The following is a 16,864-nucleotide window of genomic DNA, read 5'->3' on the forward strand; positions in this document are numbered from 1 at the left end:
GCGTCACCGCCCGAGCGCCGATCGCACCGCAGCCGGCTCACCCCTGGAGAGGATCCCGACCATGTGGCTTCCGACCACCGGACCGGCGGCCGACTTCGCCGTCGACTACCTGGCCCTGCACAAGGCCTTCTACGACCGCACCCTCGATCCCGCCGAGCTGAACGCGTGGCGGGAACGCCAACTGCGCACGGTGCTCGACCAGGTGACGACCGGCTCGCCGTTCTACGCCCGGCACCTGGCCGACGTCGACCTCGCCACGATCACCCCCGCGACCCTCGACCGGCTGCCCTTCACGACGAAGACGCACCTGCGCGAGGAGATGCTCGACGTGCTCAGCCGACCGCTGGCCGAGGGAATCTTCTTCTACGAGACGACCGGCACGACGGGCCGCGCGACCCCGTGCCCCCGCGACGGTCGGGAGGTGGTGGCCAGCAACGCCCACGTCACCGAGTCCTGGGCGTCGATCTTCCGCCACCACTTCGGCGACCACCCGCCGCGGATCGGGCTGATGGGCCCGACCGAGGTGCACTCCTTCGGCGACACCCTCGGTGACATCGCCCGCAACGTCGGCTCGCTCAACGCGAAGATCTGGCCGTACTCGCCGGTGATCGGGTTCGCCAAGGCGTTGCAACTCATGAAGGACCTGGAGCTGGAGGTCGTCTGCTGCACGCCGGGTGTGGCCATGATGCTCGCCAAGGCGGCCGAGCACTACGGCTACCGGCTGCGTGAGGACTTCGCCGTGAAGCTGCTCTTCGTCACCGGCGAGATGTGCACCCCGGCGCTGGCCCGCAACCTGGAATCCGTCTGGGGCGCGGACGTCTACAACATCCTGTACGGCTCGCAGGAGGCGTTCGTCATCGCCACCGCCTGCCGCAACAAGCGGATGCACCTCTCCCAGACCAACTACCTGATCGAGGTGGTGGACCCGGAGACGGGCGCGTCGCACGGCCCACGCGGCAGCGGGGAACTCACCGTCACCATGCTGATCGACGGGGTGAAACCGCTGGTCCGCTACCGCACCGGCGACGCGGTGATCGTCGAGGCGTCCGACTGTGACTGCGAGATGGCCGGCGACCTCGTGCAGATCGTCGGCCGGACCCTGGACCGCATCGAGCTGGGCGGTCGACGCTTCACCGCCGGCCAGATCGAGACGGCCGTGTTGACCGGGGTCACCGGCTCCGGCGGCTACCAGGTGGTGATCGACCACGACCCGGCCGCCGGCGGCGACCGGCTGACCGTCCGCCTGGAACTGCTCAAGGACCTCGTCGACGACCCCGCCGGGGTGGCCGACGGCACCCGGGAGCGGGCCGCCGCCGCGCTCGGCGTACCCGTCGAGGTGGAGCTGACCGACGGGCTCGACCCGATCGTCAGCACCGGCGCCTTCGTGAGCTGGAAGGCCGCCCGGATCGTCGACCGGCGGGTCGAGGCCGACCACGAGACCCAGGTGGCGCAGCGGATGGCGGGCAACCGTGGCTACACCACCTGAGACCGTCGCCGACGAGCGGGTGCCGGCGCTGCCCGGGCCGCTCACCGAGGCGTACGGGCGGCGCTGGCGCAGCGTGGTGGACGGTTGGGCGAGCCGGCCCGGCACCACGCTGGCCACGCTCGGCCCGCCCGGGACGTCCAGCCACCTGACCGCGGTGTTCCTCGCCGAGCGGCACGGGCTGCGCGTCGAGCTGTCCGACACCTTCGACGCGGTGCTCGCGGCGCTGGTGGACCGGCGGGTCGACCAGGCCCTCGTGCCGAGCGCCTACCAGGGGCTCACCCGCTTCCACTGGCACCGCGACCTGCGGCTGGAGGCCTACTTCGCCCAGGCCACCCCGGAGTACGGCATCGCGGCCCATCCGGACCGCGAGCCGGACGCCTCCGGTGGTCAGCTCGCCGTGGCCGCTCTCTGGGAGGTCCGGCGGATCTTCACCGACCTCGCGCCACCGGCCCTGCGGGACCGGTCGGTGCGGTGGGTCGACGCCGACTCCACCCAGCACGCCGCCGAGATCCTCGCCGCCGGCGGCGCCGACGTCGCCGTGACCAACGCGCCCGGGGTCGACGGCCACGGCCTGCGGTGGGTGGCCCGCCGTCCGGGCGCCGAGATCGTGTGGACCCTGTTCGGCCGCCGCTGAGACCAGACACCGAGAGAACCGGAGAGACGCCTCGTGTCCCGACGAATGCTGCTGCACCGCGCCACCGTCCAGGAAGGACTGGCGGTGCCCTCCCGACCGCGCCACAGCGTGCTGCTCGACGGCGAGCGCATCGCGGCCGTGCTACCCGAGGCGCAGGCGCCCCTGCACGACCCGGACATCGACGTCCTGGACCTCGACGGCCGGACGGTCATGCCGGGCATGACGCTCGGCCACACCCACATCGCGTACCTGAACGTGCTCGACGGCCGGGAGATGCTGTTCAAGTACAGCATCCCGGAGGTCACCCTCGGGGCCGCCGCCAACGCGGCGGAGATGCTGCGGCTGGGCTACACCGCCTTCGTCGGCGCCGGCTCGGTGGCCGGCATCGACATGGCGCTGCGCCGGGCGATCGACGCCGGCCAGCTGCCCGGCCCGCGCATCACCCCGTGCAGCCGGGACCTGATGGTGTCCGGTCCGCCGGAGCGCCGCAACCCGGCGGTCAAGCAACGCATTCCGAGTGACCTCATGCGGCTGGCCGACACCCCGGAAGAGCTGATCGAGTACGTCGACACCGAGGTCAAGCAGGGCGCGGAGATCATCAAGGTCTTCTCCACCGGGGACGACACGTTCCCCAACGGCCGCTCCCACGAGCTGCTGTTCACGGCCGAGGAGCTGGTGATCGCGGCGCGGGCGGCGCACGAGCGGGGGGTCCGCATCCGGGCGCACTCGCGCGGGCTGGGCGGCATCCGCAACGCCATCGCCGCCGGGGTCGACGTGATCGACCACGCCACGTACGCCGACGACGCGGCCCTGGAGGCGATCGCCGAGCGGGGCATCTTCGTGGTGCCGAGCCTGCACCAGCCGTACCGGCTGCTCACCACCGGCACGCGACACGGCAAGACCCCGGAGTACCTGGAGACGCTCGAGTTCCAGGCCGAGGTGGAGAACACCCTGCGCATCCTGCCGCTGATGGTGCAGATGGGCATCCCCATCGTGGCCGGCGACGACTTCGGGTTCGCCTGGACCCCGCACGGCCGGTACGCCGAGGAGCTGGAGACCTACGTGAGCATGGCCGGCATTCCCGCGCCGGTGGTGCTGACCTGGGCCACGGCCAACGGCGCGCGGCTGGCCGGGCGCGGCGACGACGCGGGCACGGTGCAGCCGGGCCGGCTGGCCGACCTGGTCGTCACCGACGGCGACCCGGCCGAGGACATCACGGTGCTGGGCCGGCCGGAGGCGATCGAGCTGGTGCTGCTGGGCGGCCGGGTGGTCGCCGGGGACGCCGCCCGCTACCGCGCCGGGCAGCCGGCGGGAGTGGCGTGATGCGGCGGTCCGTGCCGGTCGTCCCGCTGCTCGCCGTCGGGGCGTTCGCCATCGGCACCGACACCTTCGTCGTCGCGGGGGTGCTCCCCGAGGTGGCCCGCACGCTGCGGGTGAGCGTCGCCTCGGCCGGGTGGGTGAGCACGGTTTTCGCCCTCGCGTACGCCGTCGCCGCCCCGGTGCTCGGCGCACTGGCCGGCCGGCTGGAGCGGCGTACCGTGCTGGTGATCTCGCTGGTCGGGTTCACCCTGGGCAACGTCGCCTCGGCGCTCGCCCCCGACCTGCCGCTGCTGCTGCTGGCCCGGGTCCTCACGGCGGTCAGCGCCGCGCTCTACGTCCCCGCCGCCACCGCGTCGGCGGCCGCGCTGGCCCCGCCCGAGCGGCGTGGCCGGGCCATGGCCGTGGTGCTCGGCGGCCTCTCCGCGGCCACCGTGGCCGGGGTGCCGTTCGGCACCTGGCTCGCCGCCGACCTGCAGTGGCGGGCCACCTTCTGGCTGCTCGCCGCCCTCGGCGCCGCCTGCGCGGTGGCGGTGCTGGTCGGCCTGCCGAGGCTGGCGCTGCCGCCCGGCCCATCGCTGGCAGCCCGGCTCGCCCCGGTGCGCGAGAGCCGCGTCGGGTTGGCGGTGCTCACCACCGCGCTCTTCATGACCGGCGGCTACCTCGCCCTGACGTACGTCGGGGCGCTGCTCGCGCCGGCCACCGACGGCGACGGAACCCTGCTCGCGGTGCTGCTGCTGATCTTCGGTGTGCCGGCGGTCGTCGGGACGGTGCTCGGCGGGCGGGCCACCGACCGCTTCGGTGGCCTGCCGGTCCTGGTGGTCTCGATCACCGGGCTCGCCCTGGTGCTGGTCACGCTGCCGCTGACCCGGCAGGCGCTGCTTCCGGCCGCGCTGGCCATGGCGGCCTGGGGCGTCACCGCGATGGCCACGCAGCCGGCCCAGCAGCACCGGCTCTTCACGATCGCGCCGACCTCCGGGCCGCTGCTGCTGTCCCTCAACTCCTCGGCCACGTTCGTGGGCATCGCCCTCGGCGGCTTCCTCGGCAACCGGCTGTTGCGCCACGGCGGCGCGGACGCCCTCGACCTGCTCGGGCCGGTCGGCGCCGCGCTCTGCGTCCTGGCGGTGGGCACCACGCTGCTCGGCGCGCGGACCCGTGCCGGCGGTCGCGACGACCAGCCACCGACCGCCGGATTGGCCACACCGGATCACCCCGGATTGGCCACACCCGGTGGTCGTCGCGCTGCGTACGGTCGGACCGACAATCGGACCCGAACCTCACGAGGATCACGATGACCCAGCTCAGCGACGGTGCGGACACCCTCACCGTCCGCATCGACGACCGGGTGCTGACCGCAGTGCCGGACTACGTCCTCGGCGTGCTCGCCCTGCCGGCGATCGAGGTCGCCCCGGCGCCTCCCCGCGTGTCGGCGTTGCTGACCGCCGCCGAGGACGCGCTGCACGCGGCCGACCTGGACAAGGCGGGGGTGGCCGAGTTGCCGGGCATCGCGGCGTGGCGGGAGGCGTACCGGACGGTGGGGGTGAACCCGAACCGGTTCCCCTGCGCCGCCGAGTCGATCGCCCGACGGGTCGCCAAGGGCGACCGGCTGCCCCGGATCAACGCCCTGGTCGACCTCTGCAACGCCGTCTCGCTCGGCGCGGCGCTGCCGGTGGCCTCGTGCGCGGTCGACGGCATCACCGACCTCGTCGTCCGACCGGCCGACGGCACCGAGACGTTCCTGCCCCTTGGCGTGCCCGACGCGCCGGAGCGACCCGAACCGGGCGAGGTCGTCTACGCCGACGCCGACGGGCGGGCCCACTCCCGGCGCTGGAACTGGCGGCAGGGACACCTGGTCCGCACCGACCTGGGCCGGCACCGGCTGCTGCTCACCGTCGAGTCGGCCCACCCCGGCGGCCGGGCGGAGGTGGTGGACGCGCTGGCCCAGCTGACCGCCGCCCTCGACGACCTGTCCGACGCCCCGCGGCAGGAGGCGGTGCTCGACGCAGGAACGACAAGCGCCGTCCTGCGTACCGCAGGCCCGCTCAGCTCCGCCGGCAACCACCAGGGGAGTCGTCCGTGAACCGCGCGATCCTGGTGATCTACCGGCCGGCGGCCGGCCGGTACGCGGCCCAGTTCCGCAGCGTGGTCGCCGCCGCCGCCGAGCTGGGCGTGACCAGCGTGGCGCTGCTGCCGACCGGGCAGCCGGCCGCCGAAGCCGCCGGCCTGCCCTGCTACCACGCCGACCTCGACGACACCGAGGCCGTCCGCTCGGTCGTCGCGACGATCCTCGCCACGCACCCGGTGCGGCGCATCTTCCCGCTCTTCGAGGGTGACGTGCTGACCGCCGCGTACTGCCGGCGCGACCACGGCATCGACGGGCTCGACCCGGAGGAGGCCCTGACCTTCCGGGACAAGAACGTGATGCACCGCCGGGCCACCGAGCTGGGCGTGCCGGTGGCCCGTTCGTGCCGCCCGGAGACGGTGGGGGCGGTCGCCGAGTTCGCCGCCGAGGCGGGCTGGCCGGTGGTGATCAAGCCGTACGCCGGCTGGGCCTGCGGCGACACCCACCGGGTGGACTCCACCGAGGACCTGGCCCGGGTGTGGCCGCTGATCGCCGACGACCGGCACGACTACCGGGTGGAGGAGTACGTCCGGGGCGCCGAGTACCACGTCGACTCGCTGCTGCGCGACGGCGAGGTGGTCTTCGAGCAGCTCTCCCGCTACACGTACTCGGTCCTGGAGTTCCGCGACGAGCCCGGCGGCACGGTCTCCCGCAAGCACGATCTGACCCCTGCGGAGCGGCGCATCCTGGCCGCCAGCGCCACCGTGCTGCGCGGCTTCGGGATGCGTACCGGCGTGGCGCACGTGGAGTTCTTCCTCCGCGACGACGGCGAGGTCGTCTTCGGCGAGGCGGCCGCACGGGCCGGCGGCGGCTCGATCGTCCCCGCCATCCAGGCCGGCCGGGGGATCAACCTGGCGGGGGAGTGGTGCCGCCTGGAACTGGACCCGGAGCACGTGCCGGCGGCCACCCTCGGCCCGGAGATCGGCACCGAATACCTCTGCTCCGACCGGTACGGCCGGATCACCGCGATCACCACGGTCGACGAGCTGCGGGCGCTGGACGCGGTGCGCGACGCGGACGTGTGGAAGACCGTCGGGGACGTGCTCGCCGTGCCGACCGCCTCCAACGACGTGCTCGGCTGGTACGTCTGCGAGGGCCGGGACTTCGACGACGTCCGTGCCCGGTTCAAGGTCATCCGGGACTCCTTCGAGGTGCGCACCGAGCCGGTGGGGGAGCCGTCATGTGGCTGACCCGGTTCCGGGCCCTGCCGCGCCCGCTGCGGATGCTGGTCTACGCCTCCTTCATCAACCGGGCCGGCATGTTCGTGTTCCCGCTGCTCGCGGTCTACCTCGTGCAGAGCCGGCACCTCAGCACCGGCGAGGCGGGCGTGCTGATCTCCGTCGGCAGCACCGGCCTGCTCGCCGGTAGCCTGCTCAGCGGCCCGGTCTGCGCCCGGGCCGGCCGACGCGCCGCGCTGGTGTCGAGCCTGCTGCTCAACGCGGCCGGTTACCTGGGCCTCGCCCTGGTCAACGGTCCCACCTGGACGTACGCGGTGCTGCTCTTCGTCGCGCTGGTCGGGATGGGGATGTTCGCGCCGGCGGCGAACACGCTGATCGCCGACCTGACCGAGCCCGGTGAGCGGCCCTTCGCGTACACGGTCAGCTACCTCGCCAACAACCTCGGCATGGGGGTCGGCCCGCTGCTCGGCGGGTTCGCGGCGGCCTTCTCGTACCAGCTGATGTTCGCCGGGAACATCCTGCTCGGCCTGCTCGCGGCGGCGACCATCTGGCTCTTCGTGCCGGCGGACACCCGGCGTGCCCAGACGGCGTCGTTGACCGCGAGCACCGGACGGGCCGGGCTGCTGCGCGACCTCGACGTGGCGGTGCTGGTGCTCGTCTCGTTCTGCTACGTCGCGCCGCTGATCGGTCTGGAATACACGCTGCCCCTCGCGGTCACCACAGTGCTGCACTCGTCGGTGGCGCTGGTCGGGGCGGTCTACACCATCAACAGCGTCGTCGTGGTCAGCGCGAGCCTGCTGATCGAGAAGCGGATCAAGGCGTACTCGACCCGGGTCCTGCTGATCGTGGCGGGCCTGCTCTGGTCGACCGGGATGGCCGTCCTGGTGTTCGCGTTCTCGCTGCCCGCCGTGCTGCTCTCCACTGTGGTCTGGACCCTCGGCGAGATCATCGCGTCGGTGGTGGTGCCCACCTACATCGCCGACCACGTGGCGGAGCACCGGGTCAGCGGCTTCATGGCCCTGAACGCCTTCGTGCTCAGCTCCGCCCGGTTGGTCGTGCCGATGGGTCTCGGCTTCGTCTGGCAGACCCAGGGACACCGTCCCGTTCTCCTGCTGCTCCTGCTGACCCCGGTGGTCGGCATGGTCGCGTTCGCAGCGCTGCGGATCCGACCGGCCGTCCGGCCCGTGCCGGCACTCGCCGAACCGGCCACCGCCAGTCCCTGACACCCCACCCCGCATCGGAAGAGGCCATGACCGCGACGAAGTTCGTGCTGCCCGAGAGTGACATCCCGACGACCTGGTACAACGTGGTTCCCGACCTGCCCAAGGGACTGCCCCCGATGCTGCACCCCGGCACCCGGGAGCCCATCACCGCGGCGGATCTCGAACCGCTCTTCGCCACCGGCATGATCGAGCAGGAGTTCACCACCGAGCGGGACGTGGACATCCCCGGGCCGGTGCTCGACATCTACCGGCAGTGGCGGCCCAGCCCGCTCGTACGCGCCCGTCGCCTGGAGCAGGCCCTCGACACGCCGGCCCGGATCTACTTCAAGTACGAGGGGGTCAGCCCGGCCGGCAGCCACAAGCCGAACACCGCCGTGCCGCAGGCGTACTACAGCAAGCTCGACGGCGTGCAGCGGCTGACCACCGAGACCGGCGCCGGCCAGTGGGGCAGCTCGCTCTCGATGGCCTGCGCGTACTTCGGCCTCGACTGCGAGGTCTTCATGGTGCGGATCAGCTACGACCAGAAGCCGTACCGGCGGGGGTTGATGGAGACGTTCGGCGCGTCGGTCACCGCGAGCCCGAGCGACCGTACCGGGGCGGGCCGGGCGGCCCTCGCCGCCGACCCGGACTCCACCGGCAGCCTCGGCCTGGCCATCTCCGAGGCGGTGGAGGCGGCGATGTCCAGCGGCGGCGCCGCCAAGTACGCCCTCGGTTCGGTGCTCAACCTGGTGCTGATGCACCAGACGATCATCGGGCAGGAGGCGCTGCTCCAGCTCGCGATGGCCGACGACTACCCGGACATCGTGGTCGGCGCGGCCGGCGGCGGCTCCAACTTCGCCGGGCTGGCGCTGCCGTTCCTGCGCCGCCAGTTGGGGGGCGGCCCGACGGTGCGGTTCGTCGCGGCGGAGCCGGCCTCCTGCCCGTCGCTGACCCAGGGCAGCTACGACTACGACTTCGGCGACACCGCCGGGCTCACCCCGCTGGCCAAGATGCACACCCTGGGCCACGACTTCCACCCGCCGGCGATCCACGCCGGTGGGCTGCGCTACCACGGCATGGCGCCGATCGTCAGCGCGCTGCGGGACATCGACCTGATCGAGGCGCGGGCGGTGCCGCAGACCGCCTGCTTCGAGGCGGGCGTGCTGTTCGCCCGCAGCGAGGGGATCGTGCCGGCCCCGGAGTCCACCCACGCGGTCCGGGTGGCGGTGGACGAGGCGCTGCGCTGCCGGGAGACGGGCGAGTCGAAGGCCATCGTCTTCTCCCTCTCGGGGCACGGCCACTTCGACATGCAGGCCTACATCGACTACTTCGCCGGAAAACTGACGGACTGACCTCGCAAGGGGGTGGGCGCCGCTGCGGCGTCCACCCTTCGCGACGAGCACCGGGGGTGCCATTGCACAGCGAAGCAGCGACCATCCTCGCCATCAACGGATCGGAACGGGCCGGTGGCAACACCGACCACGCCATCGCGTACGCGGGCAAGCTGATCGCCGAGCGGGGCGCGATCCTGCGCACCATCGCGCTACGCGAGCACCGCATCTCGCCGTGCAGCCCGTGCGGCGACTGCAACAGCCGTACTCTGCCCTGCCAGGTGGACGACGACGTCCCCGCCCTGGTGGAGCAGATGGCCAGCGCCGACGGGCTGATCTACGCGGCCCCGGTGCACGGCTTCGGCCTCGCCCACCTCATGCAGGTCTTCATCGAGCGGGCGGGCGTCGGCTATTTGCGTTTCACCCGGCCGCTGGCCGACAAGGTCGGCGGCATCATCGTCACCGGGCGCCGATACAGCGACTCGTCGGTGCACAACCAGATCGTCAACAACCTGCTGCTCAACCGGATGATTCTGGTGGGCAGCGGCTTCCCCGTCCTGCTGCGCAACACCACCGGCGCTCCCGGCCTGACCGATGTCGAGGGCGTCGACGCGCTGGAGCGGATGGTGCACCGGATGCTCGACATGGTGCAGCTGCTCAAGCGGCACCAGCGGGTCGACGGCGGTCCGGTCCTCCCGCGCCGCGACCGCAACGAGCGTGTTCCGCGGCCCCGCCGTACCGAAACCGCCCCAACCAGAGGAGATATCGAGAATGTCCACTGAGCAGGTCGCCGCGCCGGTCGGCATCGACTTCCCGGCCACCGAGTGGGAGAGGTGGGACAAGCCGGGAGCCGAGGGGCGCGTCAAGATCTCGTACGTCGGGGGTCAGCGTCTGCGCCTGCTGGAGCTGCCGCCGGGCTTCGACGAGCACCACTGGTGCCTGCGCGGGCACACCGGCTACGTCCTGCAGGGCGAGTTCACCATCCACTTCCGGGACCGGTCGGTGCCGTGCCGCCCCGGCATGGGCTTCGTCATCCCCGACGACGAGGAGCACCGGTCCCAGGGCAGCGACGCCGAGCCCAGCGTCGTCTTCGTGATCGACCAGGTCCCGCAGCCGTGAGCGATCAGCACCGGGTCGCGCCGCCGGCCGGCTCTCCGCCGGCCGGCGGCGCCGACGGCCCGGCCCGGATCGCCGAGCTGCGGGTCGCCATCGACGCGCTCGACCAGCGGATCATCGCCCTGCTGGCGGAGCGTACCCGGGTGGTGCAGGAGCTGACCGCGCACAAGACGGACGAGGCGACCGTCCGATCACCCGACCGGGTACGGCAGGTGCTCGGCCGGGTGCACGACCTGGCCACCCGGCACGGCATGCCGCCCGAGGTCGCGGTCGGCACCTACCGTGCGCTCATCGACGAGCTGACCCGGATGCAGCTCGACCTGCTGGCAGCCCGCCGTGCCACCGCGTCACTGGCGGAGGAGTGATGAGCCACCGCCCGCCCGTCGACCTGCGGCACGCCCTGGCCAGCCTCGACCCGCTCCCGGGCGAGCTGGTCCGCGTCGCCACGGAGCTGCCCGCCCGCTACGGCGTCTCCGCCCACTACGCCCGCTGGGCGGGTGCGCCCGCCGCCCCGCCCACCGGTGCCGGCCCGGCGGTGCTCTTCGACCGGGTACGCCCCGACCACGGCCCGACCCGGGCGGTGCTGATGGGCCTCTACGGCACCCGCCGGCGTGCCTCCGGTCTGCTCGGCTGCACGCCGGCCGAGCTGCCGCACCGGCTGCTCGCCGCGGTGGCCGCCCCCCGTCCGCCGGTGCCCGCCCCCGACGCGTCCCGCTGGCCGCGCGAGACGCTGCCGTTGGATCTGACCGCGCTGCCGGTGCCGGTCCTCACCGACGAGGACGCCGGGCCGTACCTGACCCTCGGCGCGGTGCTCGCCACCGACCCGGACACCGGGGTCCGCAACCTGTCCGTGCACCGGATGTGCGTGCAGGGGCCCGACACGCTGACCATCTGGATGGTGCCCGGACGGGACCTGGAGCTCGCGCACCAGGCCGCCCTGCGCCGGGGGCGTCCGTTGCCGGTCGCGATCCACCTCGGGCTGAGCCCGGCGGTGCTGCTGTCCTCCTGCTGCCCGACCTCGCTGGTCCCGCCGGACCTCGACGAGCTGGCGGTGGCCGGCGCGCTCGCCGGTCAGCCGGTGGAGCTGCTGCCCTGCGCCACGGTGGACGCCGAGTTCATCGCGCACGCCGAGTACGTCATCGAGGGCGAGTTGCTGGCCGACCGGGTGCCGGAGAGCGCGCACGGCACGGTGGCCACGCCGGAGTTCCTCGGCTACCAGGGTCGGGCGCATCCCTCGTTGCCGCTGATCCAGGTCACCGCGATCACCGCCCGGGAGAGCCCGATCCTGCAGGCGGTCTCCGGGCCCGGGCACGAGCAGTCGGTGCTGCTCGGCTTCGGGATGGAGGCCGCGGTGCTGGACCTGCTGCGCCGCCGGGGGACGCCGGCCCTGGCGGCGCACTGTCACACCGCGGGCGGTGGTCAGCTCATGGTGGTGCTCCAGTGGCCGGCCAAGCGCGGCCCGTCCGACGACGCCGCGGTACGCGCCGCCGCCGAGGCGGTGCTGAAGCAGTTCCGGATGGCCAAGCTGGTGCTGTGCGTGGGCGAGGACGTCGACATCGAGTCCGATCAGGACCTGTGGTGGGCGATGGTCACCCGCTTCCAGGCCGACCAGGACCTGCTCGTGCTGCCGGACCGGGAGGGCTTTCCGCTCGACCCGAGCCAGCACACCGGCTACTCACCGTCGCTGTCGGCCGACGGGCGCACGGCGAAGGCGGTCTTCGACTGCACCGTCCCGTACGCCCAGAGCGCGCGCTTTCACCGGCCCCGCTTCACCGAGCCGTCACGTCCCGCACCGCGGCGGCCAGCAGCGCCACTCCCTCGGTGATCTTTGCGGTGGGCAGCGCCGCGTACCCGATCAGGAAGGTCGGCTCGGTCGGCGGGCGGGTGACGAAGTAGCCCGAGGCCGGGTAGACCCGTACGCCTCGCGCGGCGGCGGCGCGCACGATCTCGGCCTCGCCGACGTCGGGCGCGCCGCCCAGGGTCACCAGCACGTGCAGCCCGGCCGCCGTGCCGGAGATCCGCACCCCCGCGCCGAAGTGTTCGTACAGCGCCTCCAGCAGCCGGGCGCGCCGCTGCCGGTAGAGGCGGTCCATCCGGCCGATGTGCCGGGCGTACGCGCCGGAGGAGATGAACTCGGCCAGCGCCTCCTGGGTAAGCGTCGGGGTCAGCCGGTCGGTGATCCACTTGACGCCCAGGAACGACCGGACGAGATGTGGCGGCAACACCGCGTACCCGATGCGCAGCGAGGGGAAGAGGGTCTTGCTGAAGCTGCCGACGTAGACCACGTCGGCGTCCTGCGGGTCGGCGGCCAGCGACGGCAACCGCTCCTCGGCGAAGGTGAACTCGTTGTGGTAGTCGTCCTCCAGCACCGTGGCCCCGTGTTCGCGGGCCCAGCGCAGCAGCGCTCGTCGCCGCCGCTCGGACATGATGAACCCGGTGGGGAACTGGTGCGACGGGGTGACGTAGACCAGGCGTACCCGGGCCGGGTCGAGGCCGTGCGCGCGGACCTGGCACTCGATCTCGTCGACCCGCAGGCCCTCCTCGTCGACACCGACCGGCACCACCGCGGCCCGCGAGTAGCCGAAGATCTGCCGCAGCACGGTGTGGCTCGGATCCTCGATGATCACCACGTCGTCGGGGCCGACGAGCAGCCGGACCAGGATGTCCATGGCCTGGGTGGCGCCGCTGGTCACCACCGTGTTCTCGCGGGTGGCGTCCAGCGCGCGACTGCGCCGCAGCAGGGCGGTGATCTGAGCACGCAACGACAGCGCGCCCTCGGCCGGGCCGTAACCCAGGGCCACCGCGTCGGCCCGGCTCACCGCGTCGGCGAGGGACTGCCGCCACCGGGTCACCGGGAAGCTGGCCAGCGCCGGCGTGCCGTGCCGGAAGTCGTACGTCCCGTCCGGCCGGTGCATCGGCGCCGGTTCCCACGGCTTCCACAGCGCACTGCCGGCGTCGGTGGGCAGTGGGGGTTCGGGCCGCAGGTGCGCGCGGGCGGCGCGCGTGGCGGGTGGCGGCGTGTCGGTCAGCGCGGCGCTGACCCGTGTGCCGGAACCCCGCCGTGAGGTGAGCACCCCGTTGGCCCGCAGCAGCTCGTACGCCCGGGTCACCACCGTCCGGGAGACCCCGAGCTGGTGCGCCAGCTCGCGGCTGGGCGGCACCGCGTCGCCCGGGCGCAGCCGGCCGGCCCGCACGGACCCACTGATCTGGTCGCAGAGCTGCTGCTGCAACGGAACCGAACTGTCGCGGTCCAGCGTGACGAGGAGCTGGTCAGAACTCACCTGCCCATGCTCCTCTGGACCCCGACGCGTACGTTGGCGAGCCGCAGTGCGTCAGCATCCGCGCTGGTGCGGCGGCCGGGGAGGTCGCTGCCGTCGATCCGGATCCGCATACCGCCGACTCTAGTTTTCCGATCTGCAAAAACACTTGGGCTGGGCTGTCGAAGTGGGGTCTGGTCGTTCGAGGGAGTGGTGAAGGGCCGGACAAGCCGACCCACCGCGAAGGGCAACGACGATGACCGAGCAGATGACCACCACCACGTCGGCCGCGACGACCTGCGACCCGGCGGTCCGGGTCACGAAATCCCTCCTGGCCTACGGCGTCATCGCCGGCCCACTGTATGTCGCGGTGTCGCTGATCGAGGTGTTCACCCGGGCTGGTTTCGACCCGACGCGGCACGCGTGGAGCATGCTCAGCAACGGCGACCGCGGTTGGGTTCACATCACGAACTTCCTGGTGAGCGGCCTGATGACCATCGCGTCCGCGGTCGGGCTGCGTCGGGTGCTGGGGACCGGGGCTGGAGCGCGCTGGGCGCCGAGGCTCATCGGCGGGTACGGCGTGAGCCTGATCGCCGCCGGTCTGCTGCGCGCGGACCCGGGTTTGGGTTTCCCGGTCGGCACCCCGGACGGCCCTGGCACGATCAGCTGGCACGGCTACGGTCACTTCGCTGCCGGTGCCATCGGGTTCAGTTGCCTGATCGCTGCGTGTTTCGTGCTGGCCCGCCGCTTCGCCGCCGAAGGCGCTGCCGGTTGGGCGTGGTCCTCGCGGGTCGTCGGCGTGGTGTTCGGCGCCAGCTTCCTGGGTCTGACCGCCGGTGCTGGCGCGTCCTGGAGCCTGCTCGCCTTCACTGGCGCGGTGCTGCTGGTTTCCGGTTGGCAGGCGGCCGTCGCGGTCAATCGCTACCGGCGCGCGTCGCACTGATTCAGCTCATCCGATGGACACTCGTTCCGATCCAACCCGCACTGACTACGACCAAGAGGAGAAGGCAATGCGTTATCTGGTGATTCTCAAGGCAGCCCAGCCCGACACCCCGCCGCCCGCAGAGCTGATGGAGGCCATCGCGAAGCTCGGCATGGACGCGACGAACGCCGGCGTGATGCTCGACATGGGCGGTCTGGCTCCCACCGTGGACAGCGCCCGGATCGACGTCACCGCCGGCGGGCTCAGCGTCGTCGACGGTCCTTTCGCCGAGGCCAAGGAGCTGATCAGCTACGTGGTGTACGACGTCCGTTCCAAGGCGGAGGCTGTCGAGTGGGCCGGCCGGTTCATGCGCCTGCACCGGGACCTGTGGGAGGGCTGGGAAGGCGAGGCTGAAGTCTCCCGGGTCTTCGGGCCGGAGGACTTCGCACCCCAGGGATGAGCAGGCGAGCACCTCGATGGTGGTTGGATCGGTAGCCATGACGGCTACCGATCCACATCGCGTTGTCGAGGCGGTCTGGCGGATCGAGGCGGCTCAACTCATCGCGAGTCTGACCCGGATCGTGCGCGACGTCGGCCTGGCCGAGGAGATCGCCCAGGACACCCTCGTCATCGCGCTGGAGCAGTGGCCGAGGCAGGGCGTACCGCGAGATCCAGGGCCATGGCTGATGGCCACCGCCAAGCATCGGGCGATCGACCTGGTCCGGCGCAGAGTCCGGTACGGCGAGAAGCTCGCGGAGATCGGCCGGGACCTGGAGATCGCCCCGGTCGACGAGCAGGAGGCCGTGGACGACGCGTTGGACGATCACGTCGGCGACGACCTGCTGCGGCTGATCTTCATTTCCTGCCATCCGGTGCTGTCGACGGAGGCGCGTACCGCGCTCGCCCTGCGGGTGCTCGGTGGCCTGACCACCGAGGAGATCGCCAGGGCCTTCCTCGTCGCCGAGCCGACCGTTGGGCAACGGATCGTGCGGGCCAAACGCACCCTGGCCGCTAAACGGGTGCCGTTCGAGCTCCCGCCACCGGATCAGCTCGCCCAGCGGCTGACCTCGGTCCTGGAAGTTCTCTACCTGATCTTCAACGAGGGATACTCGGCGACCGCCGGCGAGGACTGGATGCGACCGGACCTCTGCCGGGAGGCGTTGCGGCTGGGCCGAGTCCTGGCCGGGCTGATGCCGGATCAGGCCGAGGTGCACGGGCTGGTGGCGCTGATGGAAATCCAGTCGTCGCGAACGTGGGCGCGCACCGACGAGGCCGGTGCGGCGATTCTGCTCGGCGACCAGGACCGGGCCCGCTGGGACCGACTGCTGATCCGGCGTGGCCTCGCGGCACTGGCCCGGGCCCAGGAGATCGGCGGCGCGCTCGGACCGTTCGTGTTGCAGGCCGAGATCGCCGCCTGTCACGCTCGGGCCCGGTCGGCGCAGGAGACCGACTGGTCGCGAATCGCGGCGCTCTACCTGGTGCTGTCCTATGTCTGGCCGTCGCCGGTCGCCGAGTTGAATCGGGCGGTCGCGGTGGGAATGGCCCAGGGAGCGGCCGAGGGTTTGGACATTGCCGACAAGGTGCAGGCGAGTGGCGCGCTGGATCAGTACCCGCTGCTCCCCGCCGTACGAGCTGATCTCCTGGCGAGGCTCGGCCGGACTGCCGAGTCCCGGCAGGAGTACGCGCGGGCCGCCGCGCTGACCCGCAACGCCAAAGAACGGGAGATCTTCCGCGCTAAGTCGGAGGGCTGACCACCTCGTGCGCGGTTGTCGGGAGGGCCAGTCACCTCTTTTTAGGTGTCCAATGACATGCTCGACGCGGAGTGGCTGTGACGAGTGCCGTTTGCGGGCCGCGTCGTGCGTGGCGATCACCCCGGCGGTGGCCCACTGCCGCGCGCATTTGATGTGGTCCGGGTCGATCCGGTGGGTGTCTCCCAGCCCCGCCACCCGTTGCAGGGTCGCGGCGCTGACCGGGCAGGCGGCCTCGACGGTGGTGATCGGCGTGGCGGGCGCCGCGGTGCGGGTCGGTGACGGCACGCCGGGGTTGGTCGACGCCACGCCGGAGGCGGTCGTGGTGCCGGGAGTGGGTGACGGGCTGCCGGCCCCGGCCACCGGGCTGGGGTCGGCAGTGGCGCAGCCTGCCAGCCCCGCCAGGAGGGTGAGAGGCAGGAGCACGCGTGTGGTTGTCGGTTCATCGTTCCTCAAGGTCCGGTGCGAGCGGCGACATGCAGCCACACGTCCTCCGACCGAAGAGGTTGCGCCAGCCGCCAGGGCCGACGCCCGGATCGGACGGTCTCACC

Annotated in this window: 16 protein-coding genes; 15 read left to right on the forward strand and 1 reads right to left on the reverse strand. The window is 72.4% G+C overall.

Going from position 1 to position 16,864, the window contains the following annotated elements; genetic code table 11:
• The first annotated feature begins 61 nt into the window (after positions 1-61).
• Genes ABZU53_RS13430 through ABZU53_RS13485 form a run of 12 tightly spaced genes read left to right on the forward strand, consistent with a single transcriptional unit; the run spans position 62 to position 12,211 of the window.
• Positions 62-1,486, forward strand: coding sequence for a phenylacetate--CoA ligase family protein (locus ABZU53_RS13430; protein ID WP_355065958.1), 1,425 nt, complete (start codon positions 62-64; stop codon positions 1,484-1,486).
• Complete coding sequence (locus ABZU53_RS13435) at positions 1,470-2,120, forward strand: prephenate dehydratase (protein ID WP_354855624.1); 651 nt, start codon at positions 1,470-1,472, stop codon at positions 2,118-2,120. The genes ABZU53_RS13430 and ABZU53_RS13435 overlap by 17 nt, the downstream gene beginning before the upstream one ends.
• Positions 2,121-2,153: 33 nt before the next feature.
• Complete coding sequence (locus ABZU53_RS13440) at positions 2,154-3,443, forward strand: amidohydrolase family protein (protein ID WP_355065960.1); 1,290 nt, start codon at positions 2,154-2,156, stop codon at positions 3,441-3,443.
• Positions 3,443-4,732: an MFS transporter gene (locus ABZU53_RS13445; protein ID WP_355065962.1), complete on the forward strand. Its 1,290-nt coding sequence runs from the start codon at positions 3,443-3,445 to the stop codon at positions 4,730-4,732. Before ABZU53_RS13440 ends, ABZU53_RS13445 begins: the two co-directional genes overlap by 1 nt.
• Complete coding sequence (locus ABZU53_RS13450) at positions 4,729-5,517, forward strand: phenylalanine--tRNA ligase beta subunit-related protein (RefSeq protein WP_355065964.1); 789 nt, start codon at positions 4,729-4,731, stop codon at positions 5,515-5,517. Before ABZU53_RS13445 ends, ABZU53_RS13450 begins: the two co-directional genes overlap by 4 nt.
• Entirely contained in the window at positions 5,514-6,749 is a 1,236-nt protein-coding gene (locus ABZU53_RS13455; protein WP_355065966.1) for an ATP-grasp domain-containing protein, read from the forward strand. The genes ABZU53_RS13450 and ABZU53_RS13455 overlap by 4 nt, the downstream gene beginning before the upstream one ends.
• The gene (locus ABZU53_RS13460) at positions 6,740-7,960 is read left to right on the forward strand and encodes an MFS transporter (protein WP_355065968.1); all 1,221 of its coding nucleotides are present in this window, start codon (positions 6,740-6,742) and stop codon (positions 7,958-7,960) included. Before ABZU53_RS13455 ends, ABZU53_RS13460 begins: the two co-directional genes overlap by 10 nt.
• A gap of 26 nt (positions 7,961-7,986) precedes the next feature.
• On the forward strand, positions 7,987-9,291 hold the full coding sequence (locus ABZU53_RS13465; protein ID WP_354855618.1) for a TrpB-like pyridoxal phosphate-dependent enzyme: 1,305 nt from the start codon (positions 7,987-7,989) through the stop codon (positions 9,289-9,291).
• Positions 9,292-9,347: 56 nt separating this feature from the next.
• Complete coding sequence (locus ABZU53_RS13470; protein ID WP_355065970.1) at positions 9,348-10,052, forward strand: flavodoxin family protein; 705 nt, start codon at positions 9,348-9,350, stop codon at positions 10,050-10,052.
• Positions 10,042-10,389 (forward strand): cupin domain-containing protein, encoded by a 348-nt coding sequence (locus ABZU53_RS13475; RefSeq protein ID WP_355065972.1) that lies wholly within the window; start codon positions 10,042-10,044, stop codon positions 10,387-10,389. Before ABZU53_RS13470 ends, ABZU53_RS13475 begins: the two co-directional genes overlap by 11 nt.
• Entirely contained in the window at positions 10,386-10,751 is a 366-nt protein-coding gene (locus tag ABZU53_RS13480) for a chorismate mutase (RefSeq protein WP_355065974.1), read from the forward strand. The genes ABZU53_RS13475 and ABZU53_RS13480 overlap by 4 nt, the downstream gene beginning before the upstream one ends.
• Positions 10,751-12,211 (forward strand): UbiD family decarboxylase, encoded by a 1,461-nt coding sequence (locus ABZU53_RS13485; RefSeq protein ID WP_355065976.1) that lies wholly within the window; start codon positions 10,751-10,753, stop codon positions 12,209-12,211. Before ABZU53_RS13480 ends, ABZU53_RS13485 begins: the two co-directional genes overlap by 1 nt.
• Here ABZU53_RS13485 and ABZU53_RS13490 read toward each other — a convergent pair.
• Positions 12,156-13,667 carry a PLP-dependent aminotransferase family protein gene (locus ABZU53_RS13490; protein ID WP_355065978.1) on the reverse strand — a complete coding sequence of 504 codons (1,512 nt, stop codon included), beginning with the start codon at positions 13,665-13,667 and terminating at the stop codon, positions 12,156-12,158. The genes ABZU53_RS13485 and ABZU53_RS13490 overlap by 56 nt on opposite strands.
• Positions 13,668-13,899: 232 nt before the next feature.
• Here ABZU53_RS13490 and ABZU53_RS13495 point away from each other — a divergent pair, with 232 nt between their 5' ends.
• The 3 genes from ABZU53_RS13495 (at position 13,900) to ABZU53_RS13505 (ending at position 16,316) form a co-directional block, all read left to right on the forward strand.
• The gene (locus ABZU53_RS13495; protein ID WP_355065980.1) at positions 13,900-14,586 is read left to right on the forward strand and encodes a DUF998 domain-containing protein; all 687 of its coding nucleotides are present in this window, start codon (positions 13,900-13,902) and stop codon (positions 14,584-14,586) included.
• A gap of 67 nt (positions 14,587-14,653) precedes the next feature.
• Entirely contained in the window at positions 14,654-15,025 is a 372-nt protein-coding gene (locus ABZU53_RS13500) for a YciI family protein (RefSeq protein WP_355065982.1), read from the forward strand.
• A 37-nt stretch (positions 15,026-15,062) separates the two neighbouring features.
• Entirely contained in the window at positions 15,063-16,316 is a 1,254-nt protein-coding gene (locus tag ABZU53_RS13505; protein ID WP_355065983.1) for an RNA polymerase sigma factor, read from the forward strand.
• The last annotated feature ends 548 nt before the right edge of the window (positions 16,317-16,864 follow it).

Origin of the sequence: Micromonospora sp. NPDC005194 (assembly GCF_040608335.1) — a bacterium.
GTDB lineage: Bacteria > Actinomycetota > Actinomycetes > Mycobacteriales > Micromonosporaceae > Micromonospora.